Source organism: Streptomyces sp. NPDC107471 (assembly GCF_055582845.1).
The window spans coordinates 602,323-622,689 of record NZ_JBVJPC010000005.1 but is presented as its reverse complement, the minus strand read 5'-3'; the positions used below and the strand labels follow the sequence as shown (position 1 = coordinate 622,689).

The following is a 20,367-nucleotide window of genomic DNA, read 5'->3' as shown; positions in this document are numbered from 1 at the left end:
GAGGGGAAGGTCAGCCGCACACCGTTGCCACCACCAGGCTGTCGAAGGCGAGGCGGTCTGACTGCCAGGCCGTGACGCGGAGGGCTGGGGACTCTGTGGCGTCGTGGGTGGGAAGGCGGGTTGCTGAGATGTGGCAGGGGGTGGCCAGGGCCACGGGGTGGTGGAAGGCGCTGCGCACTTCAACGGGGAGGACCCGGTACGGGGCGCAGGCTGCCTGGATGGCCTGGCGGGCGGCCTCCAGGAGGACCATGCCGGGGACGTCCGTCGTCGGGTGGTCGAAGAGAACCGGGTGGCCCGGGTCGATCCGCAGCTCCCAGGACAGGCCCCGGCGGTCGGCCGGTGAGCTCGGGACGCCCAGCACCACGTCGTGTTCGTCCAGGCGGCCCACGATCGCCGGCGGGACCGGTTCCGGCAGGGGCGGGTACCCGCCGCCCTCCCCAGCGGCGGGGTCGCGGCGGTCCGACACCCTCACGGTCAGGCGGCCCGCCCCGGCGAAGTCCCCTCCGCGCAGCAGATCCGCCTCCAGGGTGAGGGCGCTGACGGTGCCGCCTCTCCGTCGCACTTCCGTGGCCGCGAATTCCAGGCGCATCTCCGCCGGGCGGGAGCCCAGCAGCAAGGCGCCCGGAACTACCTCGAACTCCAGTTCGGTGAGGGTGACACGGTGATCCGCTGGGACTCCGTAATACGTCTGCCCTACCAGGACGGATGCCTGGCGCAGTGACTCCGCCGCCAGCAACGGGTCGTACCAGGTGCCGGCGATCGGTGCGTAGAAGTGGTGGCCGCGTGGCCACTGCGCGCCCAGGCGGAACGTGTCGGGGCCCAGTTGCCGCCAGTCCGTGATCAGTACCTCGGCCACCGCGCTGCGGGCCACGAGGTGGCGCGGTGCCGTCCGGACGAAGTTCAGGCCCGTGTCGAGTTCGGCCCTGACGCCGGCGTCCGGTGGGAGGGGAAGGGTGGGTATGGGTGCGGGGTCGATGGGGGACACGCGGGTTGCCTTTCTCATGGGCGTCGACGCGGAGGCGCGGTGGAACCGGTACGGGTGCCGGGCGGACCGGGCCGGGCGAGGACGGCCGGGTCCTGCCGGACCGGACCGAAGGCGGCGGTGGCTTCGGGCCGGTGGAGCGGGCCGGGCCGGTGGCGTCGGGCGGCTACGAGCAGCGACGGGCGGAAGAAGGAAGGCAGAGAAGGAAGGCAGAGGAGGAAGAGGAAAGCAGGCAGGGGAAGCAGGTGGAGGGGGGTGTGAGGTGGGGCTGGGGTCTTGTCGGAGTCGGGGCTGTCAGCGGTTCTTCTTTGGCCTCCACCTCACGACCGGGCCCGCTTCGACGGTCCTCAGGCCGCCGCCAGTGCCGTGAAGCGGCCCGCGTGGAAGACCAGTGGTCCCGCCTGGTCCGTCACGGCGCCCTCCAGGGCCTCGGCGATGACCAGTTCGTGGTCGCCCGCCCGGTGCAGTGTGCTGATACGGCAGTCCAGCCAGCCCAGTCCGTCGGTCGGGATCGGGTGTCCGGCCCGGGTCTTCGACCAGCCGTCGCCGGCGAACCGGTCGGCGCCCTTCGTGCTGAACAGCCTGCACAGTTCCGCGTGTCCGTCGCCAAGAATCGTCACGGCGAAGTGTCCGGTCTCGCGGATGGCCGGCCAGGTGGAGGAGGTGTCCGCGGCGCACAGGGCGACCAGCGGCGGGGTCAGGGAGACGGAGGTGAAGGAGTTGACCGCCATGCCCTTGGGGCCGTCGGCGGTGTCGGCCGTGATCAGCACCACTCCGGTGGTGAACCGGCCGAGTATGTCGCGGAACGAGCGTTGCTCCAGCATGAGTTCTTTCCGTTCGGACGGGACGCCCGGCCGGGTCAGGGCACCGACCCGACGCGCGTGACGTGACATGGAGTGACGTGACATGAAGTGGAGTGGGGGGTGGGGTGGGGGTCGGGTGGCAGGGGGTGCGAATAGCCGGGGTGTTGGGGTATCGGGGAGCTCTGCGCGAGGCAGCCGTAGGTGACCAACGATCGCCAGGTCCATCGCGTCCTCCGACCGGCCCCGGCCCGGACTCCCCCGGCCCCGGCCCCGGCCCGCGGACCACCAGTCCCCGGCCCCACGGACCCGCCCTCCCGACCTCCGCCCCCAACCCCGCCTACCCCTTACGGCTCGCGATCGCGAAGTCCACCGCCTCCTGCGGCCGCGCCGCCGACCCCGTGAGGCGCGGTGAGACATAGCGGGCCAGCAGTTCCATGCTGCGGTTGGTCTTCTCCCAGGACGTCCAGTCGGCGACGTACACGAGCAGGGTGCCGAAGCCGCCGGTGATCTCCTGAAGTCGCTCGATGCCGGCGACCACGTCGTCCACGGAGCCGACGAGCGCGCCCCCGGCCTCGACCCGGGCCTCCAGTGCCCGCTCCCGGGGTACGTCCGGGCTGAGGACCTCGCGGCCGGCCGCCTTGCCGAAGTACTCGAACAGCCAGCGGTCGTAGCCCTCGCGGACGTCCGCGTAGGCCTCCTCCCGGGTCTCGGCCACATGCACCGGAAGGGCGATGCGCCACTTGGCGCGGTCGAGGGTCCGGCCGTGCTCGGCGGCCGCCTCCTCCGCGTACTTCCACTGGTGGGCGAGGTTGATGTGGGCGGGCGCGCCCGGGGTCAGCAGGGCGAAGGGCAGGGCGAAGGACGTCATGCTGAGGCCGTACTGGCCGATCAGGCGCGGGCTGGACTGCGAGGTGCCCGAGGTCGCCACGGCCACCTCGATGCCCTGCGGGGAGAAGCGCGGGAGCTGGAGCTTGGCATCGCGCAGGTCGAACCAGTCGGTCTGCTGGGTGATCCGCTCCTCGCCGTTGACGAGTTCGAGGACCGTCGGCAGTGCCTCCTCCAGGCGGCGGCGCTGCACGGGCTGCTCCAGGCCGAACATCTTCGCGTCGAAGGGCACGCCGGGGCCGACGCCCAGGATGTACCGGCCGCGGGTCAGGTGGTCGAGGTGGACGGCGCGGCTCGCCACGTGGAAGGGGTGGTGGCCGGACAGGGGTACGACGCCGTGGGCCAGCTTGATCTGGCGGGTGCGCTGCGAGGCGGCGGCGATCAGGGTCTCGGGCGCGCCGACCAGGCCCCAGCCCAGTGTGTGGTGCTCACCGAACCACGCCTCGTCGAAGTTGAGGTCGTCGACGTACTCGACGAGGTCCAGGTTCCGGCGTATCGCCAGGTTCGGGTCCTGACCGGTCTCGTGGACGGGGGACAGGAACAGACCGATACGGCTGTGCACGATGAGCCTCCTGAGAGAGATGAGGGAAGGGAAGAGAGGGGGGCGGGCTTCAGGCGACGCGGTACACCGCGTCCTTCAGGGCGCGGACCTTCTCGTAGCCGGCCGTGAGCGTCGGCTCGTCCGGTGCCGTGAGGTAGACCCGCAGGGGGGTGGTCAGCAGGTCCACGGTGGGGCTGATCCGGGCGCCGGGGGCGAGCTTGACCGTCGCGGAGAAGACGCTCTCCAGGGAGCGGATCTCCGCCACCGCCGTCTCGTCGACGGACTCCACGACACCGTCGAGCTCGGTCGGGGTGTTGTAGACGACCGCCGGCTGGAGCCGGGTGTACGTACGGCCGCCGTACCGCGCCCGGAACTCCTCGGGGCGGGTGTACGCCTGCGCGGTGAGCGCCGCCTGGTTGTGGCCCAGGCACACGTCGTGGAAGGGGGCGCTGATGTTGCCGTTGAGGCGGGTGCCGATCTCGACCAGGACGGGACCCTCGTCGGTGACGATGACCTCGGCGTGGGCCGGTCCCCAGGCGACGTTGAGTGCGGCGAGGACCTCGTCGACGTACGCGGTGAGCGCGGCGACGACCGGGTTGCCGTCCGGGTCGGCGAGCAGGTCGCGGTTGTAGATGTTCTTGCCGGACGGCAGCAGCGTCTTCTCGTACTCCCAGACCCCGCACACATAGCGCTCGCCGCCGCCGCTGACGGTGTCGACGATGTACTCGGTGCCCTTGAGGTAGGACTGCACGAGGATCTCGGTGTTGGCGACGCCGAACATGTTCGGGGCGTCGAGGACCGCGTGGGCGGCGGCGCGGACCTCGTCGGGCCCGGCGCAGACGACGACGCCGTCGGAGGCGGCCGAGCTGAGCGGCTTGACGACCACCGGGAAGCTGCCCTGGTCCTCGGCCCAGGCCACCGCGGCCTCCGGGTCGTCGGTCTTGAACTGCCGTGCGCAGCGCACACCGGCCCGCCGCAGGGTCTCGGTCATCTCGTACTTGTCCCGGCGGGCCGCGGACAGCGCCGAGCCGTTGGACGGGACGCCGACCGCCTCGCTCAGCCGGTCGGCGAGCGGCACGGACGACTCCTGGCCGGCGATCACGCACACCGGGTCGAGGCCGCGCAGCACCTCGACGAGCTCGGCCTCGTCGGTGGCGGTGAGGGTGTCGTCGTACGCGGTGAGATCCGGCGGGGCCATCGCCGGGATCAGCTCCGGGGTGCTCTGGACGTGGACGACGGCCGTGTCGTACGCGGCGAACGCGGCGGGGTAGAAGTTGCCGGCGGAGTAGCCGTCGACGACGACGGCGACGCGGCGCGGGCCGGGTGCGGGGGACGCGGTGCTCATGCGTGGGCCTCCGATGCGGACACGAACTCGGGCAGGGACGTCGGCAGGGCCGCGGGCTCGACCTCCAGGACCGGGCCGGCCGCCGACTCGGCCCTGATGAAGCGGGCCAGACGGCCGATGCCCTCGCGGATCGCGGCCGGGGTGAGGTTGCTGAAGCCGAGGCGCAGGGCGCGTTCGCCGCCGCCCTCCAGGTGGAACATGCTCATCGGCGCCCAGCTCACCGCGTAGTCGCGCGCGGAGCGTTCCATGGCGACCAGGTCGGCCTCGAAGGGCACCTCGACGACCAGGAAGAACCCGCCGCGCGGGCGGTTCCAGCGCACCCCGTGCTCGGCGTACCGCTCGGGCGGGAAGTGCTCGGCGAGGGCGTCGAGGGTGGCGGCGAGCCGTTCCTGGTAGACCGCGGCGAGATCGCGGGTGGCGGAGCGCAGGTCGTGGTCGGCGTCGACGAGGATGCCGCCGATCGCCGCCTGGGACAGCGAGGACGAGCCGACCGTGAACATGGCCTTGGCCTTGGAGAGTTCCTGGGCGAGGGTGCGGCGCACGCCGTCCTCGCCGACGACCTCGCGGTCACCGACCAGGTAGCCGAGGCGGGCGCCGGGGAACGCGGACTTGGCGAAGGAGCCCAGGTAGACGACGTCACCGCGGGTGTCCAGCGACTTCAGCGTGGGCAGCCGCTCCTCGTCGCTCGCGAACAGCCCGTACGGGTTGTCCTCCAGGATGGTGAAGCCCTCCTCGGCGGCCAGCGCGAGCAGTCGCCTGCGCGCCTCCAGCGGGACGACCGTGCCCGAGGGGTTGGAGAAGTCGGGGACCAGGTAGAGCGCGGCGGGGCGCTTGCCCTCGGCCCGCACGGCCCGTACGGCGGCGGCCACGGCCTCGGGCTCCAGGCCGTCGGGGCCCTCGGTGATGCCCTTGACCGGGATGTCGAGCATGCGGGCGGCGCCGCGGATGCCGACATAGGCCGGGGACACGGACAGCAGCACGTCGTCGGGCGAGCGGAACAGCCCGCGCAGGGCGACCAGCGCGGCCTCCTGGAAGCCGTGCGTGATCATGATGGCTTCGGGTTCGACATCGATGTCCTCGTCCCGGGCGAGCATGCGGACGACCTCTTCCTGGATGAACCCGTTGACGGGTCCGTACTGGAAGTGCAGCCGGGTGATGCGCTGTTCGGGCACACCCCGCTGCCGCAGGTGCCTGATGTACCGGTCGACGTGGTACGAGAGCTTCGCGAGGTCGTGGGTGCCGTCGTGGGGCGCTCCCGAGGAGAACGACAGGGCCTCGGGGAACCGCATGGCCGTCTCGCTGAGCAGGCGCATGGAGTCCATGTCGGGATCGACGATGCCGGCGTGCAGCGCTTCACGGGGCAGGGCGGTGTCCTGCCGGACTGGCGTAGTGGACACGTCAGTTGGATCCTTCCGGTTCACGGGCGGGGAGTTCACGGGCGGGGAATGCGCGGGTGATGAGAAGCCGGGTGTGGGCGGGGTCAGGCCGCCGAGGGCTCGAGCGCGGCGATCCACGTGCCCTTGCCGGGGGCCCACTGGCGGACGCGGACGTGGCAGACGATGCCGCCCTGGACGTAGGGCTCCGCGGCGAGGATCTCCTGGAGGCGCTCGCGGTCCTCGGCCTCGTAGACCAGCAGGCCGCCGTTGGTGTCCTGGAGCGGGCCGGCGAGCAGGAGCACACCGCTGTCGGTGAGGGTGCGCAGGTAGTCGGTGTGGGCGCGGTGCAGGGGCTCCCGGCCCGCGCGGTCGACGTTGTACTCGAGTTCGACGACGAACTTCGCCATGGGTGCCTCCTGGGGCGGGGTGCGGATCGGGGACGGCGTCGGGGGCGGGCTCACATGTAGAGGCCGCCGTTGATGTCGATGACGGAGCCGGTCGAGTAGCCGGCGCTCTCGGAGCACAGGTGCAGCACGCTGCCGACGGCCTCGGCGACCGTGCCGTAACGCCCCATGGGCAGACGGGACATGACGTCCTTCTTGGACTCCTCGGTACGGCGTTCGAAGGCGCCGGCCACCCGGTCGGTGGCGATCGGGCCGTGCGCGACGACGTTGGCCACCACTCCGGTGCCGGCCAGCTCGTACGCCATCTGCTTGGTCATGCCGATCACGGCGGCCTTCGCGGCGACGTACGCGGCGTTGTTGAAGTGGCTGTAGGTACGGCCGCCCGCCGAGGCGAAGTTGACGATGCGGCCGTAGCCGTCGGCGGCCATCCGCGGGGCGCACACCTTGACCGCGATCCAACTGCTGACGACGTTCTCCAGGAACGTCCGGTCGAAGTGGTCCGTGGTCAGGTCGGCGTAGCCGATCACCCGGGTGTCGCCGCCGACGCCGTTGACCAGGATCGACGGGGCGAACCGCTCGACGATGTCGGTCAACTGGCGTTCCGCGGACGGGATGTCGGTGATGTCACCGACGACCGCCTCGACCTTGGTGATCCGGCCCAGTTCCTCGGCGAGCCGGTGCACGGCCGCCGCGTCGCGGTCGAACAGGACGAGGGTGTGGCCCTGTTCGGCGAGTTCGCGCGAGGTCTCCCTGAGGATGCCTCCGGCGGCGCCGATCAGCAGGGCGGTGCGGGGGGTGGGTGCGGACATGCCGGTTCACCTTGTCTCTCGGGTCAGTTCTTCAGCGGTGTCGAGGTGGTCGGTCGGGACGGCGGGGGCCTTCGTGAAGCCCGCGAGCCGTGGCAGCAGGGCGAAGCCGAGCACCACCGCGCAGCCGAGGCCGAGCACGGACAGCCACAGCGCCCCGTAGCCGTGGGCGTGGGCGAGGGCGAGGCCGGCGGGGCTGCCGACGACGAAGGCCGCGTTCCAGGCGAAGAAGTAGGAGCCCTGGTAGGAGCCGCTGCGTCCGGCGGGCGCCCGGTCGGCGATGAAGGTCGCGGACATGGGGGCCCACAGCACCTCGCCGAGCGTCCACACGACGGTGGCAAGGGTGAAGGAGACCATGTCGTCGGCCAGGACGTTGGCGCCGAAGCCGACGGCCATGAAGGCGGCGGCCATGACGAGCGGGACGTGCGCGCGCAGTCCGCCGACGAGCCGGGGCACCAGCGGCAGCAGCAGGACGGACAGCACCGCGTTGACGGCGAGGACGAACCCGATGCCCCCCGCGGTGAGCCCGCTGTCCCGCATGTCCAGCGGGAGCGCGGAGTTGACCTGGAGGTAGATGCAGGCCAGCAGGAACGTCAGCAGCAGGAAGGCGAGCAGGACCGGGGTGCGGAAGGGTTCGGCGATGCCGCGCGCGGCCGATCCGAGGGCGGCCGCGGCCCCGGCGGGCCGGTCGGCGGCCCGGGTCGGGGGGTCGGCGGGCACCGCGAACACCAGGGCCGCGTACATCAGGCTGGAGACCGCCCAGACGACGAAGAGGGCTCCGGGGCTGACTTCGAGCAGGAACCCGGAGAGCACCGGGCTGAGCGACATGCCGATGTTGAAGCCCACCAGGAAGAGGCTGTACGCCTTCGAGAACTGCTCCTGGGGCACGATCGCGGAGATCAGTCCGGCCCCGGCGGGCCGGTCGACGGCCGACAGGAACCCGGTGATCAACGACAGTGCGCACAGCGCCGCCACGTTGTCGGCGACGGCGAACAGCAGCGCCATGGCGGCGGTGAACGGCTGGGCCGCCACGATGGTGCGGCGCGGGCCGATCAGATCGGCGACCGCCCCTCCCACCAGCCCGGAAAGCACCACTCCGGCGCCGAAGAGGCCGACGACGAGCGGGGTCGTGCCGGGTGCGACGAGGTCGTTCTGCTCCAGGTAGAGGACGAGGAAGGCGGGGGCGAGCGTGCCGAGCCGGCTGACGGTCTGGCCGCACCACAGCAGCCAGAACGCCTTGGGGAGGGCCATCAGGAGCATCCCGTTCGTGTCGGTGTCGTCAGGGTCCGCGCCCGGCGTGGCGGCCGGCCGGGCTGGGGTCCGCGCGAGGCGCGGGAGGGGTGGGTGGGGGGTGCGCCGGTGCGGCCCAGGGCGCCGTAGGCGAAGGCGGCGGAGACCAGGGTCATGTGGTGGTGCCAGCCGGGGTACGAACGCCCTTCGAAGGCCCGCAGCCCGAAGTCGTCGGCCAGCCGTTCCACGGTGTCGGCGGCGCCGGTGTGCAGTCGGGCGAGGGCCTGTGTCTCCCGGGCGGGCCGGTCCACGAGGTCGGTGAGCCAGAACCGGTCGCCACCGGCCTCGTCCGGCCGGCGCTCCACGGTCAGCCGCAGGGGAACGGGCACGCCGGGGAGGCGGACCGGTACCACGGGCGCCACCGGGAGCCCGCCCGGCAGCCGGGCGTCGTGAGCGGTGAGGAGCTCCCGCACGCGCCCACCGCCGGTACCGGCGCGGCCGGCCCGCAGGGGCAGAGTCCCGGTTCCGGTCCGTACGGCTGTGGCGCCACCGGCCCGCGTGGGCGCAGACACGGACATGGCCCGGGGAGCACCGGCCGACCTGCCCGCCCCGCCCGGACCTGCGATCCCGGGCCACACCCCGGCCTTGCCGGAGGCACCGAGCCCACCGGACACTCCGGACGCCGCCCCCGCCGGCACAACCCCGTCCGTCAGCACCGCCAGGTCGCCGGCCACGGCCACCACGAAGCGGCGTCCCCGGGCCACGAGCCCGGCGACCAGCGCGGTGGTGTCCGCGAACCCGACCAGGTCGGCGACGACCGGCACGCCGTCCGTACCGGGTCCGGAACGCGTCAGGTCGACCCCGTCGACCAGGTCCAGCGCCTGGGCGACGGCCGAGTCCTGGGTGCCGGCGGTGTCCTCGGGAACGCGCGCCCGGTCACGCAGCAGCGGGTCCGCGGACCACGCTCCGGGCAGCAGCAGCCGCCAGTCGACGGGGACCGTGGCCCGGTCCCCGGCGAGGAACGCGCCGATGCCGACCTGGCAGTTGACGGTACGGCCCTCCTGCGGGACGAAACGGCGGTGCACCCCGCAGGAGCGGTCACCGCGCTTGGGCAGCACCGCCGTGCCGAGCAGCAGGGCGCGGGGGCCGGACCTGCGGACCACCCAGTCGGCCAGGCGGGCGCGGACCGGTTCCCAGTCCCAGGGGCTGGCGTTGACGAACTGGTGCAGGGCCTGGGCCGCCGTGGCCGAGTCGGAGACGGTGGCCGCGAGCCGCCGTACGGTCTTGCGGCCGGGCGTGGTCAGCAGGCCCCGTGTGTAGACGTGGGCCCATCGGCGCTGGTCGGCGCGGGGCAGCCGCTCGAAGATCTCCGCGACGAAGGCGTCGAAGGCGTCGTGGGCGGGGTGTGCCGGGTGGGCGGAGTGGTCCGGGGAGCCGGTCCGGACTCGCGGCGCGGCGGGCCCGGGGGCCACCGTGGAAAGCGCCCTCACCATGTCGCGTCCCCCTCTCTCTGACTGGGCGGACTCCGCCGGTTCGGAGCCCGCCCCAAAAAAATAGAGAACGAACTCTTTGTTTTCAAGACGGGAGTGCCCCACCGAGTACGACTTTGCCGAGTCCGACCGCACGCACCGCTGTCACCTGCGGTTTTCACAAAGGGGAGAAGGCCGGCCGCAGCAGCGCCGCCTCGCCCAGCTCCCGCTCCGCCCGGGCCGCCCAGCCCGCACCGAGTCCCCGCGAGGCGACGGCCACGGTCAGCGCGCCCTTGAAGGAGGACAGGTACAGGGAGCTCCCTGGCCCGCCGCCGGCCCCGCGGGCCGCGACCGTACGCAGTCCCGTGATCCGCGCCGCGTGCGGGCCGAGCGCGGTGTCCACCGAACCGGCGTCGACGACCCGCACCTCCGGTCCACGGGCCTTCGCCGTCCGCTCGACGGCGTGCCGGATGCCGGTGTGCGCCCGGCGTTCGGGCCGCCAGGTCCGCGCGGCCGAGCACAGCACCGCCGCGTCCTCCCGCGCCCGGTCCAGCGGGTCACCGACCGCCGCCCCGGCACCCAGCCGAGCCCTCACCAGGCCCAGCACACAGCCCGGTTCGGCGATCAGCGTCCGCTCGGCGTACCGGCGGCGCAGGGACATCGCGGTGACCACGGTGACCTCCGGCCGTCCGGTCTCCCGGGCGAGCGCGTCCGCCAGGACGGTCGTGAGGAACCCGCCCACCGTCACCCGCCCGGCCCCGCACCACTCGCGCAGCCGACGGCTCTCGTACGGCGTCAGCGCGAGCGTCACGACACCGGGCGTCCCCGGCTCGGGCGCCACGACCCCGGGCGCCGCGGCTCCGGGCGTACGCCGGTCACCGTGTCCGCGGTCGTGCCCGTCCCGGTGCCGCACCGCCGTCCGCCGTCCCCCGCGCATCGCCCCGGCCCCGCAGGCCCCGCACCCGCACCCGCCGCCCTCGTAGGTGAGCTCGTCGGTGTCGGGCGGCAGGGCCTCCGTCGCGCGGTCGGCGGCGTCGGGGCCCGGGGTGTCGAACAGGGCGTCCAGCAGCGGCCGTACGAGCCGGCCGACGGAGTACCCGTCGCAGATCGCGGGGTGGAGGGTGAGGCGGAAGAGCGTCGTGCCGCCCGGTCCCGGTCCGGCCCGCAGCCGCCACAGCCGCTCCCCCGCCACCCCGCCGTCCGTACCGGCCGGTGCCGTGCGGGAGGAGTCCGTGCCGGCCGGCGTCCCCGGCCGGAAGCACAGCCCGCCGTCCGCGCCGGTGATCCGCAGCGACAGCAGCGGGAGCCGGCCGAGCCACCGCCGCACCGCCCGCTCGACCCGCTCCGGTGCGAACGTGCCCCGGACGGTGAACGAGGTGGTGAGCCGGCCGCTGCCCGGCATGAGGGCGTGGGTCCAGGCGAACTCGGCCTCCGTGGTGCTGAGTCGGCGCTCTGCCTGCTCCGCGCTCATGATCCCTCGGGCGCGCCGGCCGAGAGCGCCGGCGACGCACAGCGCACGGTGTTGGACACCGTCACCCCGTGGCTCGCGAAGTCCAGGGTGACCCGGTCGCCGTCGGCGATGCGGAAGCCGTCGTGGAAGCTGCTGCGGTCGGCGCCGAGGTAGACGTAGTGCACCCGGCCCGGGACGCCCAGGACGTCGTACGAGAACAGCTCGGACATGATGTCGTCGAGGCCGTAGTGCAGGGCCTTGGTGCCGGTGGTGAACTCGCCCCGCCAGCACGGCCCGCCGTCCCGCTCGATCGTCACGTGCCCGGTGACGTGCCGGGGGGGTTCGCCCAGGAACAGCCAGGGCGCGACGGCCGCGTCGCAGAGCTTGGCGTAGGACAGGTGGCCGCGGTGGCGCCGGAAGCGGCCGATGTCGGTGAGGTCGTTGCCGAAGGTGTAGCCGACGTACCGGGGTCGGCCCGCCGCGTCGGTGACGTGGACGAGGACGACCTCCGCCTCCTCGGTCAGCGCGACCGACCCGACGGGGGCGCGCAGCTCCTGTCCGGGCAGTTTCAGCACGTCGCCGAGGCCCTTGAGGAACCAGTTCGGCTGGGCCGGGGTGTCCGCGTCCACCTTGACGTTGTGGGTCTGCATGAAGCCGCCGACCATCGCGCCGCCGGGGTGTTCGGGCAGCAGCGGCGGCCGCAGGGTCACCTCGCCGGCGGGGACGGTCACCGTCTCGGCGTCGGCGAGCTCGTCACCGGCGAGCAACAGGTCGGCCAGGTTGCGGTCGCCGAGCGGGACGAGGCGCAGCGGCTCGCCGTCCCGGGGCAGACCGAGCCCGACGTGACGGCGACCCCGGTAGGTGCATTCGAACAGTACGGTCATGGGAGTTCCTGCCTTTCCGGCATGAGAGAGGTGGTCACAGGTCCCGTACGGCCCAGCGCTCGGCGTGCCGGGCGAGGTCCATGCCCCAGCCGGTGCCGCCCGCGGGGCGAAGGGTGTTGGTGTCCCGGTCGACGGCAGGCGGCGGGGCGACGATCATCTGCGGGAAGAAGCGGTCGGACTGCCCGGCCTCGACGGTGAGCGCGTCCGGGTGGGCGAAGGCGAGGGCCCGGCCCGCGTTGATGAGGGGGCCGACCTCGGCGACCTGGACGCCGAACTGGTAGCGGATCCCGTTCTCCCGGGCGTACGCGACGAGCCCGGCGGCCGGCAGCGGGCCGCCGTTCTTGGAGACGCGGATGTTGAACGCGTCGCAGGCCCCGGACTCGACCGCCGTCCGGGCGTCCCGGGCCGTGCACACCGACTCGTCCAGCATGACCCGCACCCCGCCGTCCCGGCGCAGCACGCGCAGTGCCTCCCAGGAGCCCTTGGGCAGCGGCTCCTCCACGTAGTCGACGCCCGCCTCGCGCAGTCGGCGGGCGTGGCCGACCGCGTCGGCCGGGGTCCAGCTCATGTTGGCGTCGACCATGACGGGGACGTCGTCGCCGAGTTTGTCGCGGAGGGTGCGCACGGTCCGGGCGTCGTGCTCGACGTCGTCCGAGGCCTTGATCTTCACGAAGTGGAAGGGACCGCGGGTGGCGAGGAACTCCTCGGCGTCCAGGCTGAGATCGAGCACCTGGGAGACGGGAAGGCGCGACGGGGACTCCGCCCCGGCGGCCGGTCCGGGCGGCAGCAGGTCCCGCGCGCCCGCCCCGAGCGCGCGGCCCAGCCAGTCGAGGACCGCGGTCTCCAGCAGGCAGAGCAGGTTGTTGCCCCCGTCGACACCGAAGACAGCGGCGAAGCCGTCCCGGTGCAGCGACTCCAGTGTCTCCTCGGGCGGGTGCCCGGTCAGCCGGGCGAACAGGGCGTCGAGGTCGGTCTGTTCCAGCGCGCCGCGCACGCTCGCGGTGGTCTCACCGGTGACGTACGAGCGCGGCGCGCACTCGCCGAGTCCCGTCACTCCCCCGGCGGTGAGGCTCAGGACCAGGCTGTCGGAGGTGCGCCGGCGGGCGGCGGGGTGGTCGAACGGCGTCCGCATCGGCAGTTCGACGTGGTACAGCCGGGCCCGCCCGGCCTCAGACGCCACGGTTCACCCCCTGGAGCAGGGTGTACGTCGACGTCCAGTCGACCAGGTCGTCGCTGACGTCGGTGTAGAAGAGGTAGTGCCGGTCGGTGGGGAACCGCATGAGCGCCCCGCGCCCGGCGACCAGGTCCTGGAAGACGGACTGGGCGGCGTCGAGGTCGACGATCGGGTCGGTGATCCCGGAGACGAAGGTGGCGGCGGGCACCGGCGCGATGGTGGGCCCGCCGGTCAGATAGCGCTCCTCCAGGTCGAGCAGCACGGCCCGCGACCGGCGCGTCAACTGCCGTACGGCCAGGTCGTCGTGGTCGATGAAGTGCTGGTACTTGACCTCGTCGGTGAAGTCGCCGGCCCGCAGACCCGCGTCCCACCACTGCTCGCTGCGGTCGGCCGCGATCGCCTCGCGGGTGTCCGCGTCGAGGGTGGCGTGCATCCGGCCGAGCCAGGAGGAGCAGAACACGGCCGCGTCGTACGAGGTGGTGAAGCCCTCGTGGCACATCAGGGCCGCCATGAAGGACCCGCCGAGGCAGTGCCCGAACAGGGACAGGGGTACGGTGTCGCCGATCATCGCCCGGACGGACGCGAGGGCCTGCGCGTAGTCGCCGAGGACGGTGTCGGCGTCGGGTATCTCGCCCCGCGGGCCGGGGCTGATGCCGCTGCCGCGCCGGTCGAGGACGAAGAACGCGATGTCGTTGTCGGCGAAGCGCGGGCCCACTTCCCACAGCCACCCGGCGTGGCTCTGGAGTCCGTGGAAGTAGAAGACGGCTCCCTTGATCCGCTCCGGCCGCCACACGTGCAGGGCGAGCTGGGTGTCGCCGCACGGCACGTCGACGATCTCGCGGCGGATGTTCTGCGGGGGCCTGATGGTCTCGATCACAGTGAACTCTCCTTGTCGAAAGGGTGGTTGGGGCGGCTCAGTCGGTGACGAGGGCGTCGACGAAGTCGACGTCCTGCTGGAAGGGCTTGTACTTGTACTGGGTGGCGTTGCCCTGCTGACGCCGGGACTCGACGTACGCGGCGATCGCGCCCTGCGCCACCGTGCGCACCCGCAGTCCCGCGAGGCGTCCGCTGTCCCGCTTCGAGGCGTACTCGATGTTGATGACGGACAGCTCACGGTCGATCGCGCCGGACAGTTCCCGGTCCAACTCCACGCCGGGCTGCGGCACTTCGACGACGACGGTGTAGGACGGCAGCTCGTCCCAGCGCGGGCCGCACATGTACAGCCCGGTGTCCAGACCGCAGGCCGCGAGGCCCTGGCGGATGGCCTGGGTGACCTGGCCCTCGGTGATCTTCTCGCCGGTGAAGGAGTGGAAGACGCCGTCGCGGTGGGTGAAGTGGATCCAGGGCGTACCGTCCACGATCCGGTCCACGCGGTAGATGTCCCCGGTCCACAGCCGGTACAGGCCGTTTCCCTGGGACATGATCAGGTGGTAGTCGCGGCCCGCTTCCACCTGGTCGTACAGCAGCGTCTCGACCGTCTCGCCGGCGTCCAGGAGCGCGCCCAGCGGCACGTCGGCGGGGACGAACTCGAAGTACGCCTGGCTGACGGCGAGCGGCTGGCTCTCCAGGGTGTCGTCCACGGGGATCGTGGTGACGCCCTCGGTCCCGCAGCTCATGAACGGCAGCTTGGCGACGCCGGGCAGGACGGCGTCCAGCCGCGGCCGGTACAGCTCGGCGGAGGCGGACAGCCAGCAGCTATACAGGGTCAGGGACGGCCAGACGTCGACGAGGCTGAAGTCGCCCTCGGCCAGCACGCGTTCGAGGTGGGCGGCGGCCCGCTCGTCGGGGTCGGTCCACGGCCTGCCGTGCAGGGTGCCCGCGCGCAGGTCGCGCACCAGCTCGGCGCCGTGCTCCGCGATCAGGTCGCGCAGCGAGACCAGGGTGCTGGGGTTGATGGCCGAGATGTAGTGCAGGTCCTTGCCGACGAGGTTGCGCACCCGGTGGTACATCCGCCCGGCGTGACCGGTGGGCGCGTCGGGGCCGAACCAGGGGGACTCGTACCACGGCGGGTTCCAGTCCCGGCTGTTGAGCTGCGGGTGCCGGTTGCTGATGGCCTGGTGCTCGACCCCGTGCACGAAGTCGAAGACGTCCTCGCGGACGGTCTGGGTGTCCAGGGTGGCCCAGGGGTGCGCGAGGATCTCGGGGTGGAGCTCCAGGCAGGTGCCCCACATGGCCTTCATCGCGGGGATCCGGTACGTCAGCAGCCAGTGCAGCGTGTACGGGACCCGCTTGGGGGTGCCGGTCGTGCCGCTGGTCTTGAGCCAGCGCAGCACGGGGCTGCACGAGAGGATGCCGCCCTTGGTGCGGGTCTCCCGGTCGATCTCCTCGACGAAGTCGTTGTAGCGCATGACCGGCAGGACCGACCGGAAGCCGTCCGGGTCGGCGGCGATCACGTCGTACCCCTTCTCCTTCCAGTGCAGGGAGGCCGCGCCGATGTCGATGAGGTCGTCGAGGACGCGGGCCTGGGCGGCCGCCGGGTCCTTCAGGTCGGCGAGCAGGTTCTGCCGGGCCCGCAGGCACTCGTCGACGAAGGGGTCGCGCCGGGTCTGCCAGTGCTGCTGCCACGGGGACGTCTGCGGAAGCTGGGGGGTCTGGGCTGTGTCCACTGCTGTCTCTCCTCGGGAAAACCGTGCCGACGGCCCGTTTTCGGGCATGGGTCGGCACCGCGCGGCGGTGGCCGGACGGTGGGGTGGTGGATGGAGTGGGTGAGGTGCGGGTGCGGAGGTGCGGGTGGGTGAGGTGCGGGTGCGGAGGTGCGGGTGGGTGAGGTGCGGGTGCGGGAGGGCCGCTCGTCAGGCGTCGCGCGCCGGGGCGCTCTCGCCGGCCACGAGCGCGGCCAGCTCGTTCAGGTCGTACAGCGCCTGGCGGCGCGTCCCGTAACGGGTGAGCTTGCCGCGGCGGGCCCACTGGCGGATCGTGCCCTCGCGGACGTCGAGGGCGAGTGCCGCGAGGGCGGTGGGGACGCGCCTGCCGGGGGCGGGGTGTGCGCTGTTCATGCCGTCTCCTTGACCTCGGACATCGACTGGCGTCGGTTCAGCAGAAGCCACTGACGTGGCGTCAGGACGTGTCCGGCGCCGCACATCGGTCCGCGCAGCACCAGGCCCTCGCCGCCCCGCTCGGGCAGCGTCACCTCGGCCTCGCAGCCCGGTTCGACGCAGGTGCCGAGCGGGACGAGGCCGGGTTTCGGCGGGGCGACCACGAGGCGCAGGGCGGTGGCCACGCGGGCGATCTCGTCGGCCGCCGGGCCCGCGGCGGGGTGGGCGGCCAGCAGGCCGACGTGCCGGCCGAGGAAGGCTGCCAGCGCGGGCACGGTCCGCTCCGGCGGCTGCCCGTCCCCGGTCGCGTCCAGCACCAGCCGGGCCCAGGACGCCAGTTGGACGACGGCGTCGTGCCGGGCCTCCAGCGCCGTCTCGCTCACGGGCGGGGGGTCCGGACGGTGGCCGGTGACCCGGGCGAGGCCGCCCTGCCGGGCGGGGAGCACCAGGTGCTGTTCGCTGTCGTGGTGGAGGGCGGGCAGGGCGGCCAGGTCGGCGGCCAGGGCCCGTCGGCACGGGCCGCAGAGCCGGGCACCCGGTTCCGCGGGCCTGCGTCGCAGGACCCCGGAGCGGGCCGCGCGGTGACAGCGGTCGGAGGCGCACTGCGCCGGGAGGGAGCGTCGGGACGTCGGGACGGCCATGGTCGCCTCACCTTCGGGAGTTCCGGTGGAAACAGGAGGAAAAGGAGAACCCGGGCAACAAAAAAGCGCCGCTCGATGGCGGCGCTACGGCACTGCGAGGACTCCTGGAAGAAGGCAGACTGCCTCGCGAAAGAGTGTTACACGGCTGCTGCGACGGGCGCAAGGGGCTGACGGAAGAGATGCGGCGCGGGAGAACGAGGACGGCAGATGCCGTCCGCCCGGCCGTCGCGGGGCGGACGGCATCTGCCGTCTCGGGGCACATGTCAGCGGGGCACCGGCACACCGAGCACCCGGTCGCGCAGGACGGGGAACTCGGCCCGGGTCTTCGTGACGAGCGCCGGATCGAGGTCGACGACGAGCGTCTCCTCGCCGGGTCCGGCCTCGGCGACGACCTCGCCCCACGGGTCGACGACCACGCTGTGGCCGGCCTGCTCCACACCGGCGTGCGTGCCGGCCGTGTCACAGGCCACGACGTACGCCTGTGACTCCACGGCACGGGCGCGGGCCAGCAGCGACCAGTGGGCGCGGCGCGCCGCGGGCCACCCGGCCGGGACGAGGAGGAGTTCGGCACCGGCGTCCACCAGCAGTCTGAACTGCTCGGGGAAGCGCAGGTCGTAGCAGGTGGCGAGGCCCGCCGTGAGCCCCGCGGTCCCGTCCCCGTCGAGCACGGCGGTGACGGTCTCGTCGCCCCGGGCCAACAGGGCGGCCTCGCCCCGGTCGAAGCCGAAGCGGTGGATCTTGCGGTACGTGCGGGCGAGCCGGCCGTCGGGTCCGAACAGCAGGGAGGTGTTGTACAGCTCGTCCGCCGGGCCGCGTTCGACGAGGGAGCCGGCGTGCAGCCACACCTGTGCCGCGGCGGCGGCGGCGCTCATCTCGCGGGCGGTGGGGCCGTCCAGCGGCTCGGCGTGCTCGGCGAACACGTCGAAGGCGAACGCCCCTACGGTCCACAGTTCCGGCAGCACGACCAGGTCGCTGTCGTGCTGCCGGCGGACCAGCTCGAAGACGCGGGCACGCCGCTCGTCGGCCGGTTCGTCGGGTCGTACGGCGATCTGGAGGACTGAGACGCGCACGGGGTCTCCGTTTCGTGGTCGGGGCGTGGCGGTGGGACGTCCGGTCGGCAGGCGGGTCGGCGGGGCTGTCGTCAGCGCAGGTGGGAGGCGCCGTTGACGTCGAGTACGGCGCCGCTGCACCACTCGGCCCGGGCGCTGCTCAGCCAGGCCACCGCGGCCGCGATGTCCGAGGGCACCGCGATCCTGCCGAGCGGGCTCTGGCTGCGCACCTCCTCCTCGACGGCTCCGACGAGCACGGGTTCGGTGAGGTCGGTGCGGACGAACCCCGGCGCCACGGCGGTCACCGCGATGCCGAGCGGTCCCAGGGACTGGGCGAGCGACTGGGTCAGGGCGTGCAGGGCGGCCTTGGTCGCCCCGTAGGCGGGGGCGTCGGGTTCGCCGCGATAGGCGCCTCGCGAGCCGACGTTGACGACACAGGCGCCCTGCGGCCCCTGGATCCGGTGCCGCAGATGGTCGACCAGGCACCAGATCAGGTCGGCGGGGCCCAGCAGGTTGACGTCGACCAGGCGGCGCCAGTCGGCCTGCCAGTCCTCGTACGAGGTGGTGGCGACGGGCTGCTCGGCGTACACGCCCGCGTTGTTGACGAGCACGTCGACCGTGCCGAGCCCGGCGACCGCGGCGTCGATGATCTCCCGGGCCGCGCCGGGGGCGCCGACGTCGCCGGTGACCAGGACGTGTCCGGTGCCGGGCAGGGCGTCGAGGACGTCCTTCGCGGCGGCGGAGTCGGCACGGCAGTGCACGGCCACGCGGTGCCCCGCGGCGGCGAGTTCGGTCGCGATGGCGGCCCCGATGCCCCGGGAGCCGCCGGTGACGAGCGCACAGCGTCGAGTCATGGATCGAGCCTTTTCGTGGAGGGGTGCGGATCAGGGGGAGGGGCGGGACGGGTCGCGGACGGGTGCGGCGACCGCCGGGCACTCGTCGGCGCCCAGCGGTGAGCCGGTGACGAGCACCAGGGCCCACAGGCACTCCAGTTGGGCGAGCACCTCCTTGCCGGTGCGGCCCTCCCGCAGCGCCGCCTCGGCGCCGGCCGTCAAGTAGACGGCGAGCAGCTCCAGTTCCTCGGGCCGGGGCCCGCAGTCGGGGCCCGGCGGGGCGAGGGCCACCAGGTCGCGCAGGACGGCCCGCCAGACGGTGTGCCACCGGGAGGGGACGGCCCGCTCCTGGGTCAGCCGGGCCGCCGCCCGGACGGTGACCTCCTCGTCCAGCAGCCGGGCCACGACGAGGGTGAACTCCACGACCGGCAGCAGGGCGCCCATCGGGGTGAGCCGGGTCAGCGCGCCCCGGGTGATGGCCTCGGCCTCCTGGCAGACCGCGCTCGCCAGGTCCGCCTTGGCGCGGAAGTGGAAGGTGAGCGCGCCCATCGTCATCCCGCAGGCCCGGTGCACGGCGGACAGCGAGGTGCCGGCGTATCCGTGCCGGTCGAACTCGATGGCCGCCGCCGCGATCAGCGCCTGGCGGGTGCGCTCCGCTCTCACCTGCTTGACCATGGGCCTGACCTCGGTATTCATCACGGGAACTGACTCCACGGGCCGCCCGGGCAGCGGTGCTGCGCGCCGGGTGCCCAAGGAGGGGGCCCGTCGTGGGCCTCCCGTCCGCCCGCGCCGCTGTGGATGACGGGAGGCCGCCGGCCCCGGTGCTGCGAACGTACCGCCGGTTCACCGCGCGGACACCTCCCGTGCCCGGCTCCGCGACGACTTGGCCAAGTTGGACGCGACTTCCCCGGTTTCCACCCGGCTTCCGCACAACTGCGCCGATCCGCAAGGGACTTCGACAGGGGTACGGAGCCGTCGCGGCGGGCCGGCCAGGAGAGGTACGGAGCGGCGCGGCGGGCCGGTCAGGCGGCCGCGAGGTGGGCCCGGTACCAGGGTGCCGCCCCGGCCAGCCGCTCCAGCGGTCCGGGGCCCGGCGCGCAGCCCGCGAGCCGCCAGATCTCCTCGCTCCGGTACCAGTGGTCGAGCGCCAGCAGGGCGAACTGCCGCTCGCTGATCCGGCCGGGCGCCCGGCGGAACCGCTCCAGGCACTGCTCCCAGGTCAACTCGTCGGTGACCGGGGGCAGTACGTCCAGTTCGGCGAGTCTCGCCATGAGGTCGCCGCTGCGCACCGGCACCGGATGGCCGGCGTGGAAGGTTCCGGACGGCACGGCGTCCGGCGCGGTGGCCAGGGACGCGACCAGTCGCGCCAGGTCCTCGACGGCCACCAGGGAGAGCTGCCCGCGCCCGCCGTCCCAGCGGGCCGGGACCCGCCGGAGCAGTTCGCGGAGGCCGGGCACCAC

At 73.2% G+C, this 20,367-nt stretch carries 19 protein-coding genes and 1 pseudogene; all 20 read right to left on the bottom strand.

Annotated elements, in window-relative coordinates:
* Positions 1–10: 10 nt before the first annotated feature.
* The gene (locus ACZ66S_RS20315; RefSeq protein WP_469902880.1) at positions 11–985 is read right to left on the bottom strand and encodes a ScbA/BarX family gamma-butyrolactone biosynthesis protein; all 975 of its coding nucleotides are present in this window, start codon (positions 983–985) and stop codon (positions 11–13) included.
* Between the two features lie 344 nt (positions 986–1,329).
* Positions 1,330–1,806 carry a flavin reductase family protein gene (locus tag ACZ66S_RS20310; protein ID WP_469902879.1) on the bottom strand — a complete coding sequence of 159 codons (477 nt, stop codon included), beginning with the start codon at positions 1,804–1,806 and terminating at the stop codon, positions 1,330–1,332.
* A 316-nt stretch (positions 1,807–2,122) separates the two neighbouring features.
* A complete protein-coding gene (locus tag ACZ66S_RS20305) occupies positions 2,123–3,232 on the bottom strand; it encodes an LLM class flavin-dependent oxidoreductase (RefSeq protein ID WP_469902878.1) in 1,110 nt (369 codons plus the stop codon).
* 49 nt (positions 3,233–3,281) lie between these two features.
* Positions 3,282–4,556 (bottom strand): ATP-grasp domain-containing protein, encoded by a 1,275-nt coding sequence (locus ACZ66S_RS20300; RefSeq protein WP_469902877.1) that lies wholly within the window; start codon positions 4,554–4,556, stop codon positions 3,282–3,284.
* A complete protein-coding gene (locus ACZ66S_RS20295; protein WP_469902876.1) occupies positions 4,553–5,953 on the bottom strand; it encodes an aminotransferase-like domain-containing protein in 1,401 nt (466 codons plus the stop codon). Before ACZ66S_RS20295 ends, ACZ66S_RS20300 begins: the two co-directional genes overlap by 4 nt.
* 83 nt (positions 5,954–6,036) lie before the next feature.
* Positions 6,037–6,339: a YciI family protein gene (locus tag ACZ66S_RS20290; RefSeq protein ID WP_469902875.1), complete on the bottom strand. Its 303-nt coding sequence runs from the start codon at positions 6,337–6,339 to the stop codon at positions 6,037–6,039.
* Positions 6,340–6,389: 50 nt separating this feature from the next.
* Positions 6,390–7,145, bottom strand: a complete 756-nt coding sequence (locus ACZ66S_RS20285) for an SDR family NAD(P)-dependent oxidoreductase (protein WP_469902874.1) — start codon at positions 7,143–7,145, stop codon at positions 6,390–6,392.
* Positions 7,146–7,151: 6 nt separating this feature from the next.
* Positions 7,152–8,393: an MFS transporter gene (locus ACZ66S_RS20280; protein WP_469902873.1), complete on the bottom strand. Its 1,242-nt coding sequence runs from the start codon at positions 8,391–8,393 to the stop codon at positions 7,152–7,154.
* On the bottom strand, positions 8,393–9,865 hold the full coding sequence (locus ACZ66S_RS20275; protein WP_469902872.1) for an IS701 family transposase: 1,473 nt from the start codon (positions 9,863–9,865) through the stop codon (positions 8,393–8,395). The genes ACZ66S_RS20280 and ACZ66S_RS20275 overlap by 1 nt, the downstream gene beginning before the upstream one ends.
* 154 nt (positions 9,866–10,019) lie before the next feature.
* Complete coding sequence (locus tag ACZ66S_RS20270) at positions 10,020–11,312, bottom strand: hypothetical protein (RefSeq protein WP_469902871.1); 1,293 nt, start codon at positions 11,310–11,312, stop codon at positions 10,020–10,022.
* Positions 11,309–12,175 (bottom strand): FAH family protein, encoded by an 867-nt coding sequence (locus ACZ66S_RS20265; RefSeq protein ID WP_469902870.1) that lies wholly within the window; start codon positions 12,173–12,175, stop codon positions 11,309–11,311. Before ACZ66S_RS20265 ends, ACZ66S_RS20270 begins: the two co-directional genes overlap by 4 nt.
* Positions 12,176–12,209: 34 nt before the next feature.
* The gene (locus ACZ66S_RS20260) at positions 12,210–13,355 is read right to left on the bottom strand and encodes an enolase C-terminal domain-like protein (RefSeq protein ID WP_469902869.1); all 1,146 of its coding nucleotides are present in this window, start codon (positions 13,353–13,355) and stop codon (positions 12,210–12,212) included.
* A complete protein-coding gene (locus ACZ66S_RS20255) occupies positions 13,345–14,226 on the bottom strand; it encodes an alpha/beta fold hydrolase (RefSeq protein ID WP_469902868.1) in 882 nt (293 codons plus the stop codon). The genes ACZ66S_RS20260 and ACZ66S_RS20255 overlap by 11 nt, the downstream gene beginning before the upstream one ends.
* A 37-nt stretch (positions 14,227–14,263) precedes the next feature.
* Positions 14,264–15,955 (bottom strand): GH3 family acyl-acid amido synthetase, encoded by a 1,692-nt coding sequence (locus tag ACZ66S_RS20250; protein WP_469902867.1) that lies wholly within the window; start codon positions 15,953–15,955, stop codon positions 14,264–14,266.
* A gap of 186 nt (positions 15,956–16,141) precedes the next feature.
* Positions 16,142–16,345, bottom strand: coding sequence for a hypothetical protein (locus ACZ66S_RS20245; RefSeq protein ID WP_469902866.1), 204 nt, complete (start codon positions 16,343–16,345; stop codon positions 16,142–16,144).
* On the bottom strand, positions 16,342–17,025 hold the full coding sequence (locus ACZ66S_RS20240; protein WP_469902865.1) for a hypothetical protein: 684 nt from the start codon (positions 17,023–17,025) through the stop codon (positions 16,342–16,344). The genes ACZ66S_RS20245 and ACZ66S_RS20240 overlap by 4 nt, the downstream gene beginning before the upstream one ends.
* A 263-nt stretch (positions 17,026–17,288) precedes the next feature.
* Positions 17,289–18,095 carry a carbon-nitrogen family hydrolase gene (locus tag ACZ66S_RS20235; RefSeq protein WP_469902864.1) on the bottom strand — a complete coding sequence of 269 codons (807 nt, stop codon included), beginning with the start codon at positions 18,093–18,095 and terminating at the stop codon, positions 17,289–17,291.
* A gap of 71 nt (positions 18,096–18,166) precedes the next feature.
* Positions 18,167–18,928 (bottom strand): SDR family NAD(P)-dependent oxidoreductase, encoded by a 762-nt coding sequence (locus ACZ66S_RS20230; RefSeq protein WP_469902863.1) that lies wholly within the window; start codon positions 18,926–18,928, stop codon positions 18,167–18,169.
* A gap of 30 nt (positions 18,929–18,958) precedes the next feature.
* Positions 18,959–19,582, bottom strand: a complete 624-nt coding sequence (locus ACZ66S_RS20225) for a TetR family transcriptional regulator (protein WP_469902862.1) — start codon at positions 19,580–19,582, stop codon at positions 18,959–18,961.
* Positions 19,583–19,929: 347 nt separating this feature from the next.
* A pseudogene (locus ACZ66S_RS20220) lies at positions 19,930–20,367 on the bottom strand (NAD-dependent epimerase/dehydratase family protein); the annotation flags it as partial.